The sequence below is a fragment of the Streptomyces sp. SID5643 genome (assembly GCF_009872555.1).
Taxonomy (GTDB): Bacteria; Actinomycetota; Actinomycetes; order Streptomycetales; family Streptomycetaceae; genus Streptomyces; species Streptomyces iakyrus.
Window position 1 is genome coordinate 13,925 of record NZ_WWIC01000338.1, and the last position, 18,688, is coordinate 32,612.

At 72.5% G+C, this 18,688-nt stretch carries 15 protein-coding genes and 2 pseudogenes; 6 read left to right on the forward strand and 11 right to left on the reverse strand.

Going from position 1 to position 18,688, the window contains the following annotated elements:
• The first annotated feature begins 74 nt into the window (after positions 1 to 74).
• Positions 75 to 1,970 (forward strand): NAD-binding protein, encoded by a 1,896-nt coding sequence (locus tag GTY56_RS35735; RefSeq protein WP_161369447.1) that lies wholly within the window; start codon positions 75 to 77, stop codon positions 1,968 to 1,970.
• 78 nt (positions 1,971 to 2,048) lie between these two features.
• Here the strand turns inward: GTY56_RS35735 and GTY56_RS35740 are convergent, their stop codons facing one another.
• Complete coding sequence (locus GTY56_RS35740; protein WP_161369437.1) at positions 2,049 to 3,917, reverse strand: S9 family peptidase; 1,869 nt, start codon at positions 3,915 to 3,917, stop codon at positions 2,049 to 2,051.
• Positions 3,918 to 4,176: 259 nt separating this feature from the next.
• On the opposite strand from GTY56_RS35740, the gene GTY56_RS35745 reads away from it, so the two are divergent.
• Entirely contained in the window at positions 4,177 to 4,971 is a 795-nt protein-coding gene (locus GTY56_RS35745) for an SURF1 family protein (RefSeq protein ID WP_346345658.1), read from the forward strand.
• 81 nt (positions 4,972 to 5,052) lie between these two features.
• Here GTY56_RS35745 and GTY56_RS35750 read toward each other — a convergent pair whose 3' ends face one another.
• The 4 genes from GTY56_RS35750 to GTY56_RS35765 form a co-directional block, all read right to left on the reverse strand.
• Entirely contained in the window at positions 5,053 to 6,093 is a 1,041-nt protein-coding gene (locus GTY56_RS35750; RefSeq protein WP_161369438.1) for a hypothetical protein, read from the reverse strand.
• 128 nt (positions 6,094 to 6,221) lie between these two features.
• Positions 6,222 to 6,797, reverse strand: a complete 576-nt coding sequence (locus GTY56_RS35755) for a SigE family RNA polymerase sigma factor (protein ID WP_062931548.1) — start codon at positions 6,795 to 6,797, stop codon at positions 6,222 to 6,224.
• 495 nt (positions 6,798 to 7,292) lie between these two features.
• Positions 7,293 to 8,402, reverse strand: a complete 1,110-nt coding sequence (locus GTY56_RS35760; RefSeq protein WP_161369439.1) for an aspartate-semialdehyde dehydrogenase — start codon at positions 8,400 to 8,402, stop codon at positions 7,293 to 7,295.
• Positions 8,402 to 9,676, reverse strand: a complete 1,275-nt coding sequence (locus tag GTY56_RS35765; RefSeq protein WP_161369440.1) for an aspartate kinase — start codon at positions 9,674 to 9,676, stop codon at positions 8,402 to 8,404. The genes GTY56_RS35760 and GTY56_RS35765 overlap by 1 nt, the downstream gene beginning before the upstream one ends.
• Positions 9,677 to 9,910: 234 nt before the next feature.
• Between GTY56_RS35765 and GTY56_RS35770 the strand changes: the two genes are divergently transcribed.
• Complete coding sequence (locus tag GTY56_RS35770; protein ID WP_161369441.1) at positions 9,911 to 10,615, forward strand: response regulator; 705 nt, start codon at positions 9,911 to 9,913, stop codon at positions 10,613 to 10,615.
• Positions 10,612 to 11,970, forward strand: a complete 1,359-nt coding sequence (locus GTY56_RS35775) for a sensor histidine kinase (RefSeq protein WP_161369442.1) — start codon at positions 10,612 to 10,614, stop codon at positions 11,968 to 11,970. Before GTY56_RS35770 ends, GTY56_RS35775 begins: the two co-directional genes overlap by 4 nt.
• A gap of 6 nt (positions 11,971 to 11,976) precedes the next feature.
• Here GTY56_RS35775 and GTY56_RS35780 read toward each other — a convergent pair whose 3' ends face one another.
• Positions 11,977 to 12,504, reverse strand: a complete 528-nt coding sequence (locus GTY56_RS35780; protein WP_161369443.1) for an SgcJ/EcaC family oxidoreductase — start codon at positions 12,502 to 12,504, stop codon at positions 11,977 to 11,979.
• A gap of 173 nt (positions 12,505 to 12,677) precedes the next feature.
• On the opposite strand from GTY56_RS35780, the gene GTY56_RS35785 reads away from it, so the two are divergent.
• The gene (locus GTY56_RS35785) at positions 12,678 to 13,514 is read left to right on the forward strand and encodes a PhzF family protein (RefSeq protein ID WP_161369444.1); all 837 of its coding nucleotides are present in this window, start codon (positions 12,678 to 12,680) and stop codon (positions 13,512 to 13,514) included.
• Positions 13,515 to 13,518: 4 nt separating this feature from the next.
• On the opposite strand, the gene GTY56_RS35790 is transcribed toward GTY56_RS35785, so the two are convergent.
• The 3 genes from GTY56_RS35790 to GTY56_RS35800 all read right to left on the reverse strand — a co-directional run bounded on the left by GTY56_RS35790 (position 13,519) and on the right by GTY56_RS35800 (position 15,206).
• Positions 13,519 to 14,178 carry a DUF5063 domain-containing protein gene (locus GTY56_RS35790; RefSeq protein ID WP_161369445.1) on the reverse strand — a complete coding sequence of 220 codons (660 nt, stop codon included), beginning with the start codon at positions 14,176 to 14,178 and terminating at the stop codon, positions 13,519 to 13,521.
• Positions 14,171 to 14,770, reverse strand: a complete 600-nt coding sequence (gene recR, locus GTY56_RS35795; RefSeq protein ID WP_003991835.1) for a recombination mediator RecR — start codon at positions 14,768 to 14,770, stop codon at positions 14,171 to 14,173. The genes GTY56_RS35790 and recR overlap by 8 nt, the downstream gene beginning before the upstream one ends.
• A gap of 94 nt (positions 14,771 to 14,864) precedes the next feature.
• Positions 14,865 to 15,206 (reverse strand): YbaB/EbfC family nucleoid-associated protein, encoded by a 342-nt coding sequence (locus tag GTY56_RS35800; RefSeq protein ID WP_078615225.1) that lies wholly within the window; start codon positions 15,204 to 15,206, stop codon positions 14,865 to 14,867.
• A 276-nt stretch (positions 15,207 to 15,482) separates the two neighbouring features.
• On the opposite strand from GTY56_RS35800, the gene GTY56_RS35805 reads away from it, so the two are divergent.
• Complete coding sequence (locus GTY56_RS35805) at positions 15,483 to 16,241, forward strand: SLATT domain-containing protein (protein ID WP_161369446.1); 759 nt, start codon at positions 15,483 to 15,485, stop codon at positions 16,239 to 16,241.
• A gap of 6 nt (positions 16,242 to 16,247) precedes the next feature.
• Here GTY56_RS35805 and GTY56_RS35810 read toward each other — a convergent pair.
• Positions 16,248 to 17,833: pseudogene (locus tag GTY56_RS35810) on the reverse strand (substrate-binding domain-containing protein).
• Between the two features lie 130 nt (positions 17,834 to 17,963).
• Positions 17,964 to 18,688 (reverse strand): annotated as a pseudogene (locus GTY56_RS35815) (serine/threonine protein kinase); the annotation flags it as partial.

The following is an 18,688-nucleotide window of genomic DNA, read 5'->3' on the forward strand; positions in this document are numbered from 1 at the left end:
CGTCCCGGTGAGGCAGTCTTCTCCCCGTGGGGAGTGTTCCGAACCAAGGTCAGCCGAGCGATCCGGCCACGCACATGATCGTGTGCGGTGACGACGGGCTCGCGCACCGGCTGGCCGCCGAACTCCGCGGTGTCTACGCCGAGCAGGTCACGCTCGTCGTGCCGCCCTCCGGGAGGCGGGTGCGCCGGCCCGTGGCCGGGCGGGCCCGGGCCGCTTCGGCGGCGCTGCTCGACCGTGTGGTGAGCGCCGCCGCCGGCCGGACGGGGGCGGGCGGCGCCGAACCGGCCCCGAGCGACCAGGTCGTCGAGGCCCCCGAGGTCACCGAGGCCGTGCTCACCGAGGTGGGCGCCGACCGGGCGGCGGCACTGGCGCTCGTCTACGACGACGACGAGACCAACATCCGCGCCGCGCTCACCGCCCGCCGCTTCAACCCCTCCCTGCGTCTCGTACTGCGGCTGTACAACCGGCGGTTGGGGCAGCACATCGAGGAACTGCTGGACCAGACCGCGGCCGTGGCCTCCGGGGACGGGCGGGTCGGGGGGCTCGACGCGTCGACGACGGTGCTGTCCGACGCCGACACGGCCGCGCCCGCGCTGGCCGCCACCGCCCTCGTCGGCACCAGCAAGGTCGTCCAGACGGAAGGACTCGTGCTGCGTGCGGTGGAACGGCAGCCGCCGCGGCCCGGCGAGGTCGCCGACCCGGGGCTGTGCACCCTGGCGCTGCTGTCCGCGACGAGCAACGACCCGGCCGGCACGGACGGTTCCGAGGGCAGCGGGGAGCTCGGGCCGCAGCTGCTGCCGGACGAGGCGGCGGTGGCGGCGGCGACCGGACGCGGCACCGTCGTCCTGGAGCAGGTGTCGTACTCCGGGCCGCCCCTGCCCGCCGGACGGGGTGGTGTGCCGCCGTTCGCCTCGCTGTTCTCGCGGCGGCTGCGGTGGTCGCTGGCGGGCCTCGTGGGGTGTGTGCTCGCGCTCGCCGTCGCGCTGACGTTCGTGACCGACGAGCATCCGCTGTACGCGACGTACGTCACCCTGCTCGATCTGTTCGGCATCAACGATCCCGCGTTCCACGAGTCGACCGCGCGGCAGGTGCTGCAACTGCTGTCCGGGCTGGTCGGGTTGCTGCTGCTGCCGGTGCTGCTGGCCGCGGTGCTGGAGGCACTCGGCACGTTCCGCAGCGCGTCCGCGCTGCGCAAGCCGCCGCGCGGGCTCGGCGGGCACGTGGTGCTGCTCGGGCTCGGCAAGATCGGGACGCGGGTGCTGACGCGGCTGCGGGAGCTGCACATCCCCGTGGTGTGCGTGGAGTCCGACCCGGACGCGCGGGGGATGGCCACCGCGCGGCGGCTGCGGGTGCCGGTGGTGCTCGGGGACGTCACGCAGGAGGGGGTGCTGGAGGCCGCGAAGATCCACCGGGCGCACGCACTGCTGGCGCTGACCAGTGCGGACACGACGAACCTGGAGGCGTCGCTGTACGCACGCTCCGTGCGGCCCGATCTGCGGGTCGTGCTGCGGCTGTACGACGACGATTTCGCGACGGCCGTGTACCGCACGCTGCGGGCCGCGCATCCGTCCGCCCTGACGCGGAGCCGGAGTGTGTCGCATCTGGCCGCGCCCGCGTTCGCCGGGGCGATGATGGGGCGGCAGATCCTGGGGGCGATTCCGGTGGAGCGGCGGGTGCTGCTGTTCGCGGAGGTGGACGTGGCCGGGCATCCGCAGCTGGAGGGACGGACGGTCGGGGAGGCGTTCCGGGCCGGGGCCTGGCGGGTCCTGGCGCTCAACACGGCACCTCCCGGGGGACGGCGGGGCGAGGGGGAGCCCGCGGGTGAGGAGCGGGTGCCGGCTTCGGGACTGGTGTGGGATCTGCCTCCTACGTATGTGCTGGGCGCCGGGGACCGGGTGGTGCTGGCGGCGACCCGACGGGGACTGGCCGAGTTGCTGGGGCGGAGGAGGCGGGAGCGGGCGGGGACGTGACGCCCGCTCCCCAGGGGCGCGGGTCGACTGCGCGATCAGCCACGCCCCACCCGCAGCCGCCGGACCACCCCTCCCGGGCTACTGGGCGCCCGCCACCCCCTTGAGGTGCCTCTCCGCGAACTCCAGTTCCAGCCGCACCTGCTTGATCCGCTCGTCCACCACCAGCGACCCGTGCCCGGCGTCGTAGCGGTACACCTCGTGCACCGCGCCCCGCGCCTCCAACCGCTTGACGTAGTTCTCGATCTGCCGGATCGGGCAACGGGGGTCGTTGACGCCGGCCGAGATGTAGACCGGCGCCTTGACCCGGTCGACGTACGTGAGCGGGGACGAGGCCTCGAAGCGGTCGGGGACCTCCTCGGGCGTGCCGCCCAGGAGCGTGCGGTCCATCGCCTTCAGCGCTTCCATCTCGTCGTGGTACGCCGTGACGTAGTCCGCCACGGGCACCGCCGCGATGCCGAGGGTCCACGCGTCGGGCTGGACGCCGAGACCGAGCAACGTGAGGTAACCGCCCCAGGAGCCGCCGGTGAGGACGAGGCGCCCGGGGTCGGCGAGGCCGGAGGTGACGGCCCATTCGCGGACCGCGGCGATGTCCTCCAGCTCGATGAGGCCGACGCGGTGCTTCAGGGCGTCCGTCCAGGCACGGCCGTAGCCCGTGGAGCCGCGGTAGTTGACACGGATCACCGCGTAGCCGTGGTCGACCCAGGCCGCGGGGCCCGCCGCGAAGGAGTCGCTGTCGTGCCAGGTGGGCCCGCCGTGGATGTCGAAGACCGTGGGGAGCGGCCCGGTGGCGCCCTGCGGCTTCTGGACAAGGGCGTGGATGCGGCCGCCCGGGCCTTCCACCCACACGTCCTCCACCGGCACCGAGCCCGGCGACTTCATGCCGGGCGGGTCGAGCACGACACCGCCCGCCGTGGAGCGGACCGCGGACGGCTCGGCCGCCGAGGACCACAGGAACTCCACGCTGCCGTCGGGCCGGGCCGTCGCACCGGAGACGGTGCCCTTCGGGGTCGGGATCTCCGTGAGGGCGCGCTCTGCCAGGTCGTAGCGGAACAGCTCGCTGCGGGCCTCGAAGCTGTGCGCGATGAGCAGGCCGCTGCCGTCGGGGTACCACTCGGCGCTGACGTCGCCCGGCAGTTCCAGCGCGAGGTCCGCCTCCTCGCCGGTGGCCACGTCCCAGACCAGCGGCTCCCAGCGGCCGCGGCGCTGGTGTCCGATGAGCAGACGCGTGTCACCGGCGACGGGGGCGAAGCCGAGGACCTCCAGGCCCAGCTCCCGGGTGCCGCCCTCGGTGTCGTCGAGGTCGGCGACCGCCGTGCCGTCGGGGCGCAGGACGCGCAGCGCGGAGTGCATCGCGTCGCCGTGCTCGGTGTGCTCGATGGCGATGAGCGAGCCGTCGTGGGAGAGGTCGCCGACACCGGCCGACTCGCGGTGGCGGTAGATCTCCACCGGTTCCTCGCCGGTGCGCACCAGGTGGATGGTCGTGCCGTCCTCGTCCGTGGAGCGGCCCACGACCGCCGTACGGCCGTCACGGCCGAGGGCGAGGCCCGCCGGGTAGGAGGCCTCCAGGCCCTCGGCGGCCGGTTCGTCCGCGCCGCCCGCGAAGGGCTGGCGGCGCCACACGCCGAACTCGTCGCCGTCCTTGTCGTCGAACCACCAGATCCACGCGCCGTCCGGGGACAGCACGCCGTCCGTCGTGCCGTTCGGCCGGTCCGTCACCTGGCGCTGCTCGCCCGTCGACCGGTCCCAGGCGTACAGCTCGTACGTACCGGTCGCGTTGGAGACGAACAGGGAGCGGTCCGGTGCGTCCTCCGCCCAGTCGGGCAGGGAGACCCGGGGCGCCCGAAAGCGCTTTTCCCAGTCCGGCATCCGCTCCTGCTGTCCCGCCTGTACCGCTTGCTCGTGCTGGTCCCGCCGATCCCGCGCGTCGGACCCGTTGCTCTCAGTCATGGCCCCATACTGCCCGCCCGGGCCGACCATGCGCTGGCGAGGTCCCCAGCCTGTGGACAACCTCCACCGGTTCCCCCTTCGGGGCGGGCCGGGACGCCCTGCCGAACGTCGGGTCAGCCTCGGCCGGGAAGGCCGGCAACCGCTCTCCGCCGCCCCGCGGTGCCGCACCGGCCGGAACCCGCGGCGACGCCCGCGGAGAGCCCTCTCCGTTGCCGACCCCGCGGGCGGGGCCTGCCCGACAGCCCCGTACCGTGGGGGTGTGTACCGGTTTCTGCTGACGCCCCGATGGTGGGGGATCAACGTCTTCATGCTGTTGTCCATCCCCTTCTGCATCTTCATGGGGTCCTGGCAGCTGGGCCGGTTCGAGGACCGGGTGCAGGACCATCGCACCGCGACCGAGCAGGTCGCCGACGCCCAGAGAGAGGCGCCCCGCCCCCTCAAGGACATGCTGCCGGTGACCAAGGCCACCTCCGGGAAGCTCGTCACCGCGAGCGGCCGCTACGGCAGGCAGCTCCTGGTGCCCGGGCGGGAGCTCGACGGCAGGCAGGGCTTCTACGTGCTGGCCCTGCTGCGGACCGCCTCGGGCGAGGCGCTGCCGGTGGTGCGGGGATGGCTGCCCGGGAACGCGGGGACGGCACGGGTTCCCGCCCCGCCGGCCGGTGAGGTCACCGTCACCGGGGCGTTGCAGGCGTCGGAGACACCGGGGGACAACGGGGTCAGTGCGCAGGGCGGTCTGCCGGCCGGGCAGACCGCGGCGATCAGCGCGGCGTCCCTGGTGAACCTGGTCCCGTACGACGTGTACGACGCCTGGGTCACCCTGTCGAAGGGTGACGCGGGGATGAAGGCGGTGCCGGCCGCCGCGCCGCCGGACTCCGGGCTTGACCTGAAGGCCTTCCAGAACCTGGGCTACACCGCCGAGTGGTTCGCCTTCGTCGGGTTCGTGATCTTCATGTGGTTCCGGCTGCTGCGGCGCGAGGTGGAGTCCGTGCGGGATGCGGAGCTGGGACTGGTGACGGATGAGCAGCCCGTCGCCGTGGACGCCGCCGTGAAGTGAGGGGCGTCCACGCCGGGCCGGGGTGAAGGGCGTCCACGCCGGGCCGGTCGGCGCGCAGCCCCGGAGGGGCTGCGCCCCCGTCTACGCCCCGGCCAGCACGCCCGTCCAGTACACCGTGCCCGCGCACGCGTTGGGCACCGTCACCGAGGTGGCGCCCGAGCCCGTGCCCGGGGTGTACGTCACCGCGACGCTGCCGTCGACCGTGCCGTCCTCCCTGGCCAGCTGCGGGGCCGTGCCCGTGTCGCCGCCGGTGGAGGTGCCGGCCGTGGTCGCCGGGTCCTCCGACGGGGTCGGGTCGGGGCTGGGGTCGGGGCCGCCGACGCTGCCGCCGGGGGTGGGGCAGGTCTCGGAAGGGACCCAGGCGAACTTCACGTCGTAGCCGAGGCCCGGCTGGAGCACCAGCTGGGCGGCCTCCAGGGACGGGTCGGGCAGCAGACCGGCCGCCGCGTCCCCCGCGGCATGCCGGGCCTGACCGACCTTGCTCATGTCGGCGGCGCCCTGCGGCAGCACGGTCACCGAGCCGGGGCCGGTGACCGTACAGGCCGCGCCGGAGACGTTGACGACGCGGAAGGAGCCGGAGACCGCGCCCGTGGAGTCCGGGGCGCCGGCGCTTCCGGAGGCGGGGCCGAGCTGGGCCGCGGTGCACGCCTGGATGCCGGCGGCGGCGGTGGAGGAAGGGCCGGTACCGCCCTGGGAGGCGCCGGTCGAGGCGCCGGACCCCTTGCCCTTCTCCTTCTCCTTCTTCTCGCCCTTCTCCTTGCCCTCGGCCTTGCCGGAGGAGTCGCCCGCGGTGCTCTCGCCGCCGTCCGGGCCCTTCCCCTCGCCGGAGCCTCCTTGCGTCTCGGAGGCGTGGCCGATGGCGGACGGGTTGGCGTCGGAACCGGTGGCGTTGGAGACGTGCACCAGGGCGGGGATGGCGGTGCCGATGAAGAGCGCGGCGGCGGCCATGCCGACGACGGCCTGCCGCTTGCGGGCCCGCCGCTGGGGCACCGCCTTCCGCAGGTACTCGAGGGTGCCGTCGCGCGGCTCCACCTCCTGCACCACCTGGTGCAGCATCGTGCGCAGGTCCAGCTCGTCCGAGCCGAACCCGTCGGGGCTCTGGTCGTCGGGGCCGTGGTTCACAGTTCCGTTCCCAGCGTGCGATTGCTTCGGATCTTGCCCGTGCCGCCTTGTCGGCGCCTGCCACTCCTCGGGGCGCCCGGCGGACTCGGGGCCCTCGCGCCCGTGGCCGCCCGCGCCGTTGCGGTCACTCATGCCGGCGCCTCCATGGCCACCCGGAGCGCCGCGATGCCGCGCGAGCCGTACGCCTTGACCGACCCCAGCGATATGCCGAGGGTCTCGGCGACCTGCGCCTCGGTCATGTCCGCGAAGTAGCGCAGCACCAGCACCTCACGCTGGCGGCGCTGCAATCCCTTCATCGCCTTGATGAGGGAGTCGCGCTCCAGCTGGTCGTAGGCGCCTTCCTCGGCGCTGGCCATGTCGGGCATGGGCTTCGACAGCAGCTTCAGGCCGAGTATGCGGCGGCGCAGCGCGGAACGCGAGAGGTTGACGACGGTCTGGCGCAGGTACGCCAGGGTCTTCTCGGGGTCGCGGACCCGCTTGCGGGCGGAGTGGACACGGATGAAGGCCTCCTGGACGACGTCCTCGCAGGAGGCGGTGTCGTCGAGGAGGAGGGCGGCGAGACCCAGCAGCGAGCGGTAGTGCGCGCGGTAGGTCTCGGTGAGGTGGTCGACGGAGGTCCCGGCCGCGACCCCGTCCTCCGCGCCGTCACGCTGGTTGGGTATGCGGGCCGGCCGCGCTGCGGGCACGGGCGCGATCACCGGCATGCCACCGGGCGTACCGGCCATGCGGGGTCGTAGAGCCGCCGGACGGGGCGGTCGAAGGACCGTGCCGCGTGCCGCGCTGAAGTCGAGTACCTCTGCCACGCCTGTTGGACACGCTGACCCCTGTCAGGGTTGTACGTGCCGGGCATCACTTTCACGCCGACCGTCGCCGACGGTCTACCCGCGTCAGGCAGCACAACCGATAGTGAATCAAATGCCCTCATGCGTCCCGCTCTTCCCCTATGTCCAAATGTGAACGGACGTCCCCACGCCCGGTTCCAGGCGTCCCCACGCCTGATGAAGCGCTCCCACGGCCGAAGGGCGACCGCAAAGACGCTCCCCGCCCTCCGCGCGGTTGCGGAGGACGGGGAGGTAAATCCTCTGATGCCGAAGCGCCATGGACAAGTGGTCCGGACCATCGACCGGCTCACATGCCGTGCAGAGATCCTACAAACCACCTATGACATCGGCCGGGGGTTTTGCCGCGGCCAGGCTGCTTCACGGAATCCGATCGGCCACCGGTCGGGGCAGCTCGGCGGCGACCAGCTCGGCGATCTGCGCGGTGTTGAGCGCGGAGCCCTTGCGGAGGTTGTCCCCGCACACGAACAGTTCGAGCGCCGTGGGGTCGTCCAGCGCCCGCCGTACCCGCCCGACCCAGGTCGGGTCGGTGCCGACCACGTCGGCCGGCGTCGGGAACTCCCCGGCCTCCGGGTTGTCGAACAGCACGACACCGGGCGCCGTGGCGAGGATCTCGCGGGCCTTGTCGACGGTGACCTCGCCCTCGAAGCGGGCGTGCACGGTCAGGGAGTGGGTGGTGATGACCGGCACCCGGACGCAGGTGACGGCCACGGGGAGACCCGGCAGGCCGAGGATCTTGCGGGACTCGTCCCGCACCTTCAGTTCCTCCGAGGACCAGCCGTCCTCACGGGCCGTGCCCGCCCACGGCACGACGTTCAGCGCGACCGGCTCCGGGAACGGCCCGGTGCGGTCCCCGACGGCCCGCCGTACGTCGCCGGGGTTGGTCCCCAGCTCCGTGCCGGCGACCAGGGACAGCTGCTGCCGCAGCGTCGCCACACCCTCGCGCCCGGCGCCGCTGACGGCCTGGTACGAGGAGGCGACCAGCTCGCGCAGGCCGAACTCGGCGTGCAGCGCGCCCAGGGCCACGATCATGGAGAGCGTCGTGCAGCTGGGGTTGGCGATGATCCCGCGCGGACGCATCCGCACGGCGTGCGGGTTGACCTCGGGCACGACGAGCGGCACGTCCGGGTCCATCCGGAACACGCCGGAGTTGTCGACCACCACCGCGCCCTTGGCCGCGGCGACGGGGGCCCACCGCCCGGCGACCTCGTCGGGGACGTCGAACATGGCGACGTCCACCCCGTCGAAGGCCTCCTCCGTGAGCGCGAGGACCTCGGTCTCCTCGCCGCGCACGGTCAGCTTGCGGCCGGCCGAGCGCGGGGAGGCGATCAGCCGGATCTCGCCCCAGACGTCGGCCCGCTGGGACAGGATCCGGAGCATGACCGTGCCGACGGCCCCGGTCGCCCCCACCACGGCAAGCGTCGGACGCCCGGACCGTACGGTCCGGGCGTCCTGTCGGAGATCGGCCATCAGCGGCCGGTGCCCCCGTAGACGACGGCCTCGTCGCTGTCGGAGTCGAGCCCGAACGCGGAGTGCACCGCGCGGACGGCCTCGGGCACGTCGTCGGCGCGCGTGACGACCGAGATGCGGATCTCGGAGGTCGAGATCAGCTCGATGTTCACGCCCGCGTCGGACAGGGCCGTGAAGAAGTCGGCCGTGACACCCGGGTTGGTCTTCATGCCGGCGCCGACCAGGGAGATCTTGCCGATCTGGTCGTCGTAGCGCAGCGAGTCGAAGCCGATGCCGGCCTTGTTCTTCTCCAGCGCGTCGATGGCCTTGCGGCCCTCGGTCTTCGGCAGCGTGAAGGAGATGTCCGTCAGGCCCGTGGAGGCGGCGGACACGTTCTGCACGACCATGTCGATGTTGATCTCGGCGTCGGCGATCGTGCGGAAGATCGAGGCCGCCTCGCCCGGCTTGTCCGGCACGCCGACGACCGTGACCTTGGCCTCGGAGGTGTCGTGCGCGACACCGGAGATGAGAGCCTGCTCCACCTGCTTTGCTCCTTGCTTCGGCTCGCTGCTGACCCACGTGCCCTGAAGTCCGCTGAAGCTGGACCGGACGTGGATCGGGATGTTGTACCGGCGGGCGTACTCCACACAGCGGTGGAGCAGCACCTTCGACCCGGACGCCGCCAGTTCGAGCATGTCCTCGAAGGAGATCCAGTCGATCTTCCGGGCCTTCTTCACCACACGCGGGTCGGCGGTGAACACACCGTCGACGTCGGTGTAGATCTCGCACACGTCGGCGTCGAGGGCGGCCGCGAGGGCAACCGCCGTGGTGTCGGAGCCGCCGCGGCCGAGGGTGGTGATGTCCTTCGTGTCCTGGGAGACACCCTGGAAACCCGCCACGATCGCGATGTTGCCCTCGTCCACCGAGGTCTTGATCCGGCCCGGCGTGACGTCGATGATCCGGGCCTTGTTGTGGACCGAGTCGGTGATGACACCCGCCTGGCTGCCGGTGAACGACTGGGCCTCGTGGCCCAGCTTTTTGATCGCCATCGCCAGCAGGGCCATGGAGATCCGCTCTCCGGCGGTCAGCAGCATGTCGAGCTCGCGCCCGGCAGGCATCGGGGAAACCTGCTCGGCGAGATCGATCAGCTCGTCCGTCGTGTCGCCCATCGCGGAAACCACGGCAACCACCTGGTTGCCGTTCTGCTTCGCTTCCACGATCCGCTTGGCGACGCGCTTGATGCCCTCGGCATCGGCTACGGAGGAGCCTCCGTACTTCTGCACGACAAGGCCCACGTGCGCTCCTCGCTCAATCCGTCTCTATCCGCTCATACGCATTCGTACCGCGGTCGGCTCAGTCTAACGAGCGTCCGAATATCCCTTCCGCGATATCGCATGGTGAGATATCGGCCGGCCCGTCCAGAGTCGCTCATGCCCATCTGGACACCGGCCACTCGGGAAAGTGCCCGGCGTCACAATCGCACGAGCCGCGGCCCCGGTCACACAACTTTCAAGCACTAGGGTTCGGCTGTGCGCGTACTCCTGGTGGAAGACGATGAACCGGTCGCCGAGTCCCTGCGCCGGGGCCTCAGGCGCTACGGCTTCGAGGTCGAGTGGGTCACCACGGGCGGGGCGGCCCTGAAACACGAGGGTCCCTACGACGTCGTCCTGCTCGACCTCGGCCTGCCCGACACCGACGGTCTCGACGTCTGCAAGGCGCTGCGCGAGCGCGGCGACGTCCCGATCATCGTGATCAGCGCCCGCAGCGACGAGACGGACCGGGTGGTCGGCCTGGAGCTCGGCGCGGACGACTACGTCTCCAAGCCGTTCGGCGTGCGGGAGGTCATCGCCCGGATAAGGGCCGTCATGCGCCGCACGCGGCCCCAGACCCCCGCGGGCACGCCCGGCGCCGGTCCCGACCGCTACGGCACCCGCCTGACGATCGACCGCAAGGCGGCCCGGGTGCGCCTGGACGGCGAGGAGGTCGCCCTCGCCCCCAAGGAGTACGACCTGCTGGCCTTCCTCACCGAGGAGCCCGGGGCGCTGATGTCGCGCGAGCAGATCATGGAAGCGGTCTGGGACGCGAACTGGTTCGGCCCGACGAAGACGCTGGACGTGCACGTGGCGGCGCTGCGGCGCAAGCTCGCCGGGGCGATCACCATCGAGGCGGTGCGCGGGGTCGGCTTCCGGCTGGAGATCGCGCAGGACACCGGCGGGGACGGCGCCGTCTCATGATCCGCCAGCTCGTCCGCAGTTACGTCCTGCTCGTGGCGGTCGCCATCGCGCTGTTCACCGTGCCGGTGGCGTTCACGCTCACGGACCAGCTGCGGGACGACACCAGGTCGTCCGTCCTGCGCGAGGCCGACGCCATGGCCCTGCTGCTGGGTGACGGCCGGGCCGCCTCCTGCCGGGCGCTGGAGGAGATGGCCAAGGCCTACGACGACGAGATCCAGGTGACCCGCACCGCCGACTGCCCGGCGGACCTGCCGCGGCCGACGCCGGACGCGGCCCTGACCAAAGCCCTTCGGGAGGGCCGTTCCACGACCGACTGGGGCTCCTCCGTCATCTGGGGACCCGAGCTGGAGATCACGGTGCCGGCCCGCGCGGCCGGCACCGACCGGGTCGTCGGCGCCGTGCGCATCCTGTACTCGACCGACGAGATGACCAGGCGGCTGTGGCAGATCTGGGGCTTCCGGGCGGTGCTCGCCGTGCTCGTCCTGGGGGTGGCCGCCCTGCTCGGCGCCGCGGTGGCCCGGCGCCTCACCCGGCCGCTGCGCCAGCTCAACGACATGGCCAGCAAGTTCAGCGACGGCGATCTGACGGCCCGCTCCCCCGTGACGGGCCCGCCCGAGACCCAGACCCTGGCGCGCACCCTCAACCAGGGCGCCGAACGCCTGGACACCCTGATCGCGGCCCAGCGCATCTTCGTCGCGGACGCCTCCCACCAACTGCGCACCCCTCTCACGGCGTTGCGGCTGTCCCTGGACAACATCGCGGACGGCGTCGACGACGAATTCGTCCGGGAGGACGTGGAGCAGGCGACCGCGGAGGTCGTCCGGATGACCCGGCTGGTCAGCGGGCTGCTGGTGCTGGCCCGGGCCGAGGCGAAGGTGACGGCGGCCGAGCCGCTCCCGCTGACGGACATCGTGCGGGAGCGGCTCGCCGTGTGGAGGCCGGCCGCCGACGAGCGCGGAGTCACCATCGCGCTCAGGGGGAGTACCGACGGCCGGCCGTCTGTGCTGGCCGGCCCTGGTCATCTGGACCAGATGCTGGACAACGTGCTCTCCAACGCCCTGGAGGTCTCGCCCGACGGCGGGACGATCACCGTGTCGGTGGAGCCCCGGGGCGATGTGGTGGGGGTGTCGGTCCTTGACGAGGGGCCCGGCATGTCGGATGCCGAGAAGTCCCGTGCCTTCGACCGCTTCTGGCGAGGCCAGGGCCTGACCGGGAAGTCCGGCTCCGGCCTCGGCCTCGCCGTCGTGAGGCAACTGGCGACGGACGACGGCGGGACCGTGGCGCTGACGGACGCTCCGGGGGGCGGCCTGTGCGTGACGATCACGCTACGGGCGTCCCACCGGGGCGGCGGCTGACCCCTCTCAGCCCTGCGGCATCTTCGAGGAGTGGTGGTTCACGATCAGCCACTTCCCGTTCGGCTGCTTCTCGTAGGCGTAGGTGTAGCGGGCCTTGACGGTGCTCTTCGCGCCCGTGCCGTGGTCGGTGAGCTCGAACTCGTACACACCGGTGTCGATGACGGTGTCACGGTCGAGGACGTTGACGACGGACTCGATCTTCGTGCCCTGCGGCTTGTTCTGGAGGAAGTGCTCGAAGTAGTCGACGATGCCGGCTCTGTCCGTGCGGATCCGGTCGGAGACCGTCGGCAGCAGGACCGCGTCCTTCGCGTACAGGTCGGCGACCTTCTTCGGGTCACCGGTCTGCAACGCGGCGTTCCACCGGTCGAACAGCCCGAGCACCTGCGCCTTGGTCACCGGCTTGGCGTGCTGTCCGCCCTTGCTCCCGGCGTCGGCCCCGGCGATCCCGGCACCGAGGGCGAAGGTGCCGGCGGCCAGGACGGCGGTGGTGGTGGCGGCTACGGCTATGCGCCGGCGGGCGGGGCGACGGTTCATGACATCTCCGTGGGATCGAGGGGGTGTCGGCTTCTCTCCGCGGTCTTGGCGGTGGAAGTGACTCCAGCCTCGCGTTTCGTCGTTCAGGGGCCGTACAACGCGCGTCCAGGGCCCGTACAGGAGGCCGCCAAATCACGCTGCGTGACCCGGGGGCCGGGCGCTACCGTCTGGGCATGGAGATATCGCGTTACGTGGCGTTCAGCACCGACCCCAAGGGCGGCAACCCGGCCGGTGTGGTGCTCGACGCGAGCGGTGCCGACGACGCGGCGATGCTGGCGACGGCGGCCGAAGTGGGCTATTCCGAGACGGCGTTCGTGCGGGAGGGCTGCGACGGCTCCCTGACCGTCCGGTACTTCAGCCCGCTCGCCGAGGTCCCGTTCTGCGGCCACGCCACGATCGCCACCGCGGTCGCCCACGCGGAGCGGCACGGCACCGGACGGCTGCTGCTGCGCACCGCGGCGGGCCTGGTCACCGTCACGACGGACCGGGCGGCGGACGGCACCCTCATGGCGACCCTGGTGAGCGTCGCCCCGCGTACGGTCCCCCTCGACGACGCGGACCTCTCCGAACTGCTGGCGATCCTCGGCTGGTCCGCAGGCGACCTGGACCCGGCCCTGCCGCCCCGGGTGGCCTTCGCCGGGGCCTGGCACCCGGTCATCGCCGCCGCGACCCGGGACCGGCTGGCGGACCTGGACTACGACATGCCCGCGCTCACCGCCCTCATGGCCCGCAGGGACTGGACCACGATCGACCTCGTCCGGCGCGAGTCCCCCACCGTCTTCCACGCCCGCAACCCGTTCCCGCCGGGCGGCGTGACCGAGGACCCGGCGACGGGAGCGGCGGCGGCCGCGTTCGGCGGCTACCTCAGGGAACTCGGACTCACCCCGGTACCGGCCACCCTGACGATCCACCAGGGCGCGGAGATGGGCCGCCCGAGCACGATCACGGTGACGGTGCCGGCGGACCCGGACAGCGGAATCGGCGTGAGCGGCACGGCCGTTCGGATCTGACCGGCTACTTCGCCGGGCGCAGCCCCAGCGGTTCCGCGATCTCCTCGACCATCACCCTGCCCGCCTCGATCTCCAGCGTGTCGTCGCCCATGCCCTGGTCCGTGTCCAGGCCGTCGAGTTCGGCCAGGGGCTGGTTGAGGCGGACGTGGGCGAGGACCGACTGGAGGGCCCGCAGGCTCGCCGAGGCGGTGGAGCCCCAGTTGGAGAAGTAGGAGAACTGCCACCACCACAGCGCCTCCGTGGTGCGGCCGGCCCGGTAGTGGGCCATGCCGTGGCGCAGGTCCGTGATGACGTCCGTGAGGTCGTCGGAGATGCGGGCCGGAACCGGAGCCTTGCGGGGCTCGTAGGGGTCGAAGACCTCGGAGTAGACGTCGATCGGGTCCAGCAGGCGGGCCAGGTTCTCGCGGAGCTCGTCGACGTCCGGCTCGGGACCCGAGTCGGGCTCGTAGCGCTCGTCGGGCACGATGTCCTCGTGCGCACCGAGCCGGCCGCCGGCCAGGAGGAGTTGGGAGACCTCCAGGAGGAGGAAGGGCACGGCCGATTCCGGCTCGTCGCCCTTCGCGACCTCCGTGACGGCGACCAGGAAGCTCTCGATCTGGTCCGCGATCTGGACCGCGAAATCGTCCGGGTTCTGGTCGGTCGCGTGCAGCGTGGCGTCAGACATCTAGGAGTCGTCTCCCCTCGAAGGCGCGTCCGAGGGTGACCTCGTCCGCGTATTCCAGGTCCCCACCCACCGGGAGGCCGCTGGCCAGGCGGGTGACCTTCAGGCCCATGGGCTTGATCATGCGGGCGAGGTACGTCGCCGTCGCCTCGCCCTCCAGGTTCGGGTCCGTGGCCAGGATCAGCTCGGTGACCGTCCCGTCCGCCAGGCGGGCCAGGAGCTCCCTGATGCGCAGGTCGTCGGGGCCCACCCCGTCGATCGGGCTGATCGCGCCGCCGAGGACGTGGTAGCGGCCCCGGAACTCACGCGTGCGCTCGATCGCCACGACGTCCTTCGGCTCCTCGACCACGCAGATGACGGCCGGGTCGCGGCGGGTGTCGCGGCAGATGTTGCACAGCTCCTCCTGCGCGACGTTGCCGCAGGTCGCGCAGAAGCGGACCTTCGCCTTGACCTCCATCAGGGCCTGCGCGAGGCGCCGTACGTCCGTCGGCTCCGCCTGGAGGATGTGGAAGGCGATCCGCTGGGCGCTCTTCGGACCGACGCCGGGCAGCCGCCCCAGCTCGTCGATCAGGTCCTGGACCACGCCTTCGTACAACGGACTGCCCTTCCTGGGTCTGCGGGGTCGGTACGCACCGTCCCGTACGTACCGTAGTTGTCTGCCGCCCGTCCGAGGAAGGCGGTGCGGCGGGTCAGAACGGCAAGCCCGGGATGCCGCCGCCGCCCAGACCCTGCGCGAGCGGGCCCAGCTTCTGCTGCTGGAGCGTCTGCGCGTTCTCGTTGGCCGCCTGGACGGCCGCCACGACCAGGTCGGCGAGGGTCTCGGTGTCCTCGGGATCCACCGCCTTCGGGTCGATCTTCAGGGCGCGCAGTTCTCCGGCGCCGGTGACGGTGGCCGTCACCAGACCGCCGCCCGCCTGCCCGTCGACCTCCGTCTGCGCCAGTTCCTCCTGCGCCTGTGCCAGGTCCTGTTGCATCTTCTGGGCCTGCTGGAGCAGCTGCTGCATGTTGGGCTGGCCACCACCGGGGATCACGATCAGCTCCTTGCTCGGTACGGGTTTTCCCGTTCGGCACGAGCCTACGTGGTCGGAGCTGCCGTCGCCCCAGCACTCTTTCGAGTGAGTCCCCCTCGCGCCCTATACCCGATCAAGGAATACTTCCGGGCGGAAAAGAGGCGAAAGCTACATCTTCGCCACCCATTGGGAGGTAGGAAGGGTCGGGCGCGTTCCGGATGCGGGTTTTCGTCCATCGCGCAGCGTGATCGGTGAGTGAACCGTACGTGGTCATTCGTGGTCAGTGAGGAGTGCCGGGTGGGTCAGCCGGAGATGCAGCCCGAGGGGCCGCCTCAGGACGGGCGGGGCGAGCAGGCGGCGGCCGGGCTGCGGCCGGGCGATCTGACGGGGCGGGTCTTCCCGCTCGGGGACTGGGGCGAGCCGGCGGTCCGGCTGGACGAGCTGTACCGGTGGGTGGAGCGCGGGGCGCTGCGGACGGCGGCCTGGTACCTCACGGACCGGGTGTGGAAGCGGCGGTGCGCGCGGGTGCTGCGCTGCGGGACCGCGGCCGGGGCGGTCACCGGGGTTGCGCTGCCCCTGCTGGATCTGACCGGGGTCGCGGGCGGGGTCGCCGCGTGGGGGTGTCTGGCGCTGCTGGTGGGGGCGGCCTGCGTGGGGGTCGACCGGTACTTCGGGGTGACGTCCGGGTGGATGCGGGACGTGGCCACAGCGCAGGCCGTGCAGCGGCGACTTCAGGCGTTGCAGTTCGACTGGGCGGCGGAGAGCGTGCGGGAGGTGCTCGGCCCGGCCGAGGGCACGGCCGGCGAGGCCGCCGAGCGGTGCCTCGGGGTGCTGCGGAGGTTCTCCGAGGACATGACGGAACTGGTGCGGGTGGAGACCGCCGACTGGATGGGCGAGTTCCGGTCGGGGTGTGCCGCGCCGGCGGGGCTCCAGACGGTCGTCTTCCCGGGACCGGGCCGCGGCCCCGAGCCGGGGGTGAACGGCCGGTTCCCGGTGCCGCCGCACGGCGGGGCCCGGCCGAACATGCCGCGCCAGCGTCCGCCGGAGCCGCGGTGAGGAGCCTCAGCGCCCGCCGTCCCGCGCGCACAGGGTGAGCCCTTCCGGGGTCCAGCACGGCAGGTGGCCGTGGGTGCGGATGACGTCCTGGCCGTTGCCGCGGGCCAGATACGTGAGGAAGCTGGAGCCCAGGGAGTCGGCCGGGGGGCGGCAGTAGGTGTAGGCGTACTCGATCTCGCGGTAGGGGTAGGCGCTCGTGCCGTGTTCGATGGCGTCGACGGAGGGCGGGTCGCCGTCCAGGCGCAGTACGCGCAGGCCCTTCGCCCGGGCGGCGAGGTTCAGTTCGCTGTAGCCGACGGCGCCGGGGAGGCCGGCGACCGTCGCCAGGACCTGCTCGGTCGAGTCCAGTTCGCAGCGCAGGACGGTCGCCGTGGGGTCGTCCTTGTGGACGCAGTCGACGGAGGAGTTGGCGATCTCGCCCCGGCCCAGCACCCGGCGCTGGAAGACCTGTCGCGTCCCGGAGTTGGCGTCCCGGCTGACGAGGCGCACGGGCAGGTCCGCGCCGCCGAGCTGCCGCCAGTTGCGGATCTCGCCCCGGTACAGGCGCCGGACGTCGTCGCCGGACAGGTTCGTCAGCCTCACGTCGTCGTTGACCACGAGCGCGAAGACGGACACCGCCACCCGGTTCTCGCGCAGATCGGGCAGACCGGCCGGCTTGGGGCCGTCCGGGAGGGCCACGACCGGCGGGGAGCCCCGGGAGTCCCGTTCTGCCCGGTCACCGGCGGCCGTGAGCTCGCGGAGCCCCGCCGTCGAGCCGTGGGCGTCCACGTCGATGGCGGGGTCGCCGCCGCAGTCCCGCTCGTACCTGGCGGCCACCTCGCGCAGGACCGGCACGAACGCGGTGGAGCCGGTGAGGGTGAGGGTGCCGCTCGCGCAGCCGATCGGGGGCGGGGTGTCGTCCTGGGCGACGACGATGGCCGCCAGGGTGACCACGCTCGTCGTGAGCGCGATGGTGATCAGCCGTGCGGCCCTGCTGAACAGCGGGGGCTTCTCGTCCGGCGTGGCGCTGCGGTTGGGGTGCACCTCGCCGTCGCGCAGGCCGCCGACCAGCCGGATCTCGTCCCCGACGTCACCGCCGGAGAGGAGGACGAGCAGCTTGAAGTGGTCGCCGCGGTTGAGCGGGACGCGCGGGATGCGCAGCGTGTTGCCGTCGTGGGCGAAGCCGCGTGCCGCGGTGAAGTGGTCCATGAGGTGGTCGGTGTCCGAAGGCTGGGTGACCGAGACACCGCGGACGGTCCGGCCGGCGAACACCGCGGTCAGTCCGTGGACTTCGGGGCCGGTGTAGTCGTCGCGGTCGATGCCCTGCGAGCCGTCGTTCTCGATGCGCAACAGGACGAGCGTCGCGTCCGACATGCCGGGAGCCTCGTCGAACAGGCCGAGGCGGCGGTTGGCGCGGCCCGAGCGCACGTCGTCGCCGATGGGGTTGTCCATCTGCACCCGGTAGCCGACCCTCCCCCACTGCCTCAAGGGCGTGGGCGGTGCCCCCAGCGGCGCGGTGTCCGGCGTTCGTACCAGACCATCACGCCCGAGACGATGATGCCGAGGAGGGCCGTGGCGACGGCCACGAGGTTCTCCGCGCTCAACCACTCCACCGTGGGTGCCCCCGCCGCCGCCCGGACGATTCGCTCGTCCGGTCACCGTACGGCCGTGCCAGCGCCCGGCCGGTTGTCGTCGGCCGGAATTCGCCGAACGTTCAACCGCCAGGTGGCCGGGGGCAGTTGGTCACTGCCTCGTGTACGTCAACCGCTCCCCGCTGCTCGTGTTCACCCGCTCCAGCGTGCCGTCCGACAGGAGGGTCACCTCGGTGGCCGCGCCCGGGGTGCAGGCGGTGCGGGGCTGTCCGACCTTCACGGTGGACGGGCCGATGCTCAGCGCGCCGCCGGTGCCGGGTTCCGCGGTGAGCCGCCCCTCGAACACGCAGTGGTAGGTGCCGCCGTCCTTGGTCGGGCCGTCGGCCACGAGGGACAGGACCGTGTCGCCCGGTTCGCCCTGCTGGAGGGTGAGCGAACGGCTGTGCTCGCCGTCGGCGTTGTCGATGGTCGTGGTCCAGGTGCCGAGGTACCCGGCCGGAATCGTGCCGCCCGCCGGGGAGGGGGCGGTGTCCTGCTGCGAGGTCGTGGGGGACGGACCCGGAGTGGTCGGGGTCGTGCCCGTGCTCTGCGTGGGGCCGGGGCGGTCGTCGGCCCGGTCCTCGCCGCCGCCCTGCATCAGCGCGTACACCGACCCGCCCGCGGCGAGTGCGACGACCAGGGCGATCACGACGAGCAGCGCGGTGGAACGGCCGTCCCTCCCCCGTTGCGGCTGCGGGGGGCCGTACGGCGGGGTCGTGCCGTAGGGCGGCGGGCCGTAGGGCGGGGTGGAGCCGAGGCCGCCGTAAGCGGGGTGGGGCTGGGGGTGCTGCTGGGGGTAGCCGTACGCGGGGTACGGGGGCGGGGGTGTCTGCCCCT

Excerpts from the sequence above, each read along its gene's own strand:
- GTY56_RS35735 (WP_161369447.1), top strand. The coding sequence starts at position 75 with ATGATCGTGTGCGGTGACGACGGGCTCGCGCACCGGCTGGCCGCCGAA.
- GTY56_RS35740 (WP_161369437.1), bottom strand. The coding sequence starts at position 3,917 with ATGACTGAGAGCAACGGGTCCGACGCGCGGGATCGGCGGGACCAGCAC.
- GTY56_RS35755 (WP_062931548.1), bottom strand. The coding sequence starts at position 6,797 with ATGCCGGTGATCGCGCCCGTGCCCGCAGCGCGGCCGGCCCGCATACCC.
- GTY56_RS35760 (WP_161369439.1), bottom strand. The coding sequence starts at position 8,402 with ATGGCCGATCTCCGACAGGACGCCCGGACCGTACGGTCCGGGCGTCCG.
- GTY56_RS35775 (WP_161369442.1), top strand. The coding sequence starts at position 10,612 with ATGATCCGCCAGCTCGTCCGCAGTTACGTCCTGCTCGTGGCGGTCGCC.
- GTY56_RS35780 (WP_161369443.1), bottom strand. The coding sequence starts at position 12,504 with ATGAACCGTCGCCCCGCCCGCCGGCGCATAGCCGTAGCCGCCACCACC.
- GTY56_RS35785 (WP_161369444.1), top strand. The coding sequence starts at position 12,678 with ATGGAGATATCGCGTTACGTGGCGTTCAGCACCGACCCCAAGGGCGGC.
- GTY56_RS35790 (WP_161369445.1), bottom strand. The coding sequence starts at position 14,178 with ATGTCTGACGCCACGCTGCACGCGACCGACCAGAACCCGGACGATTTC.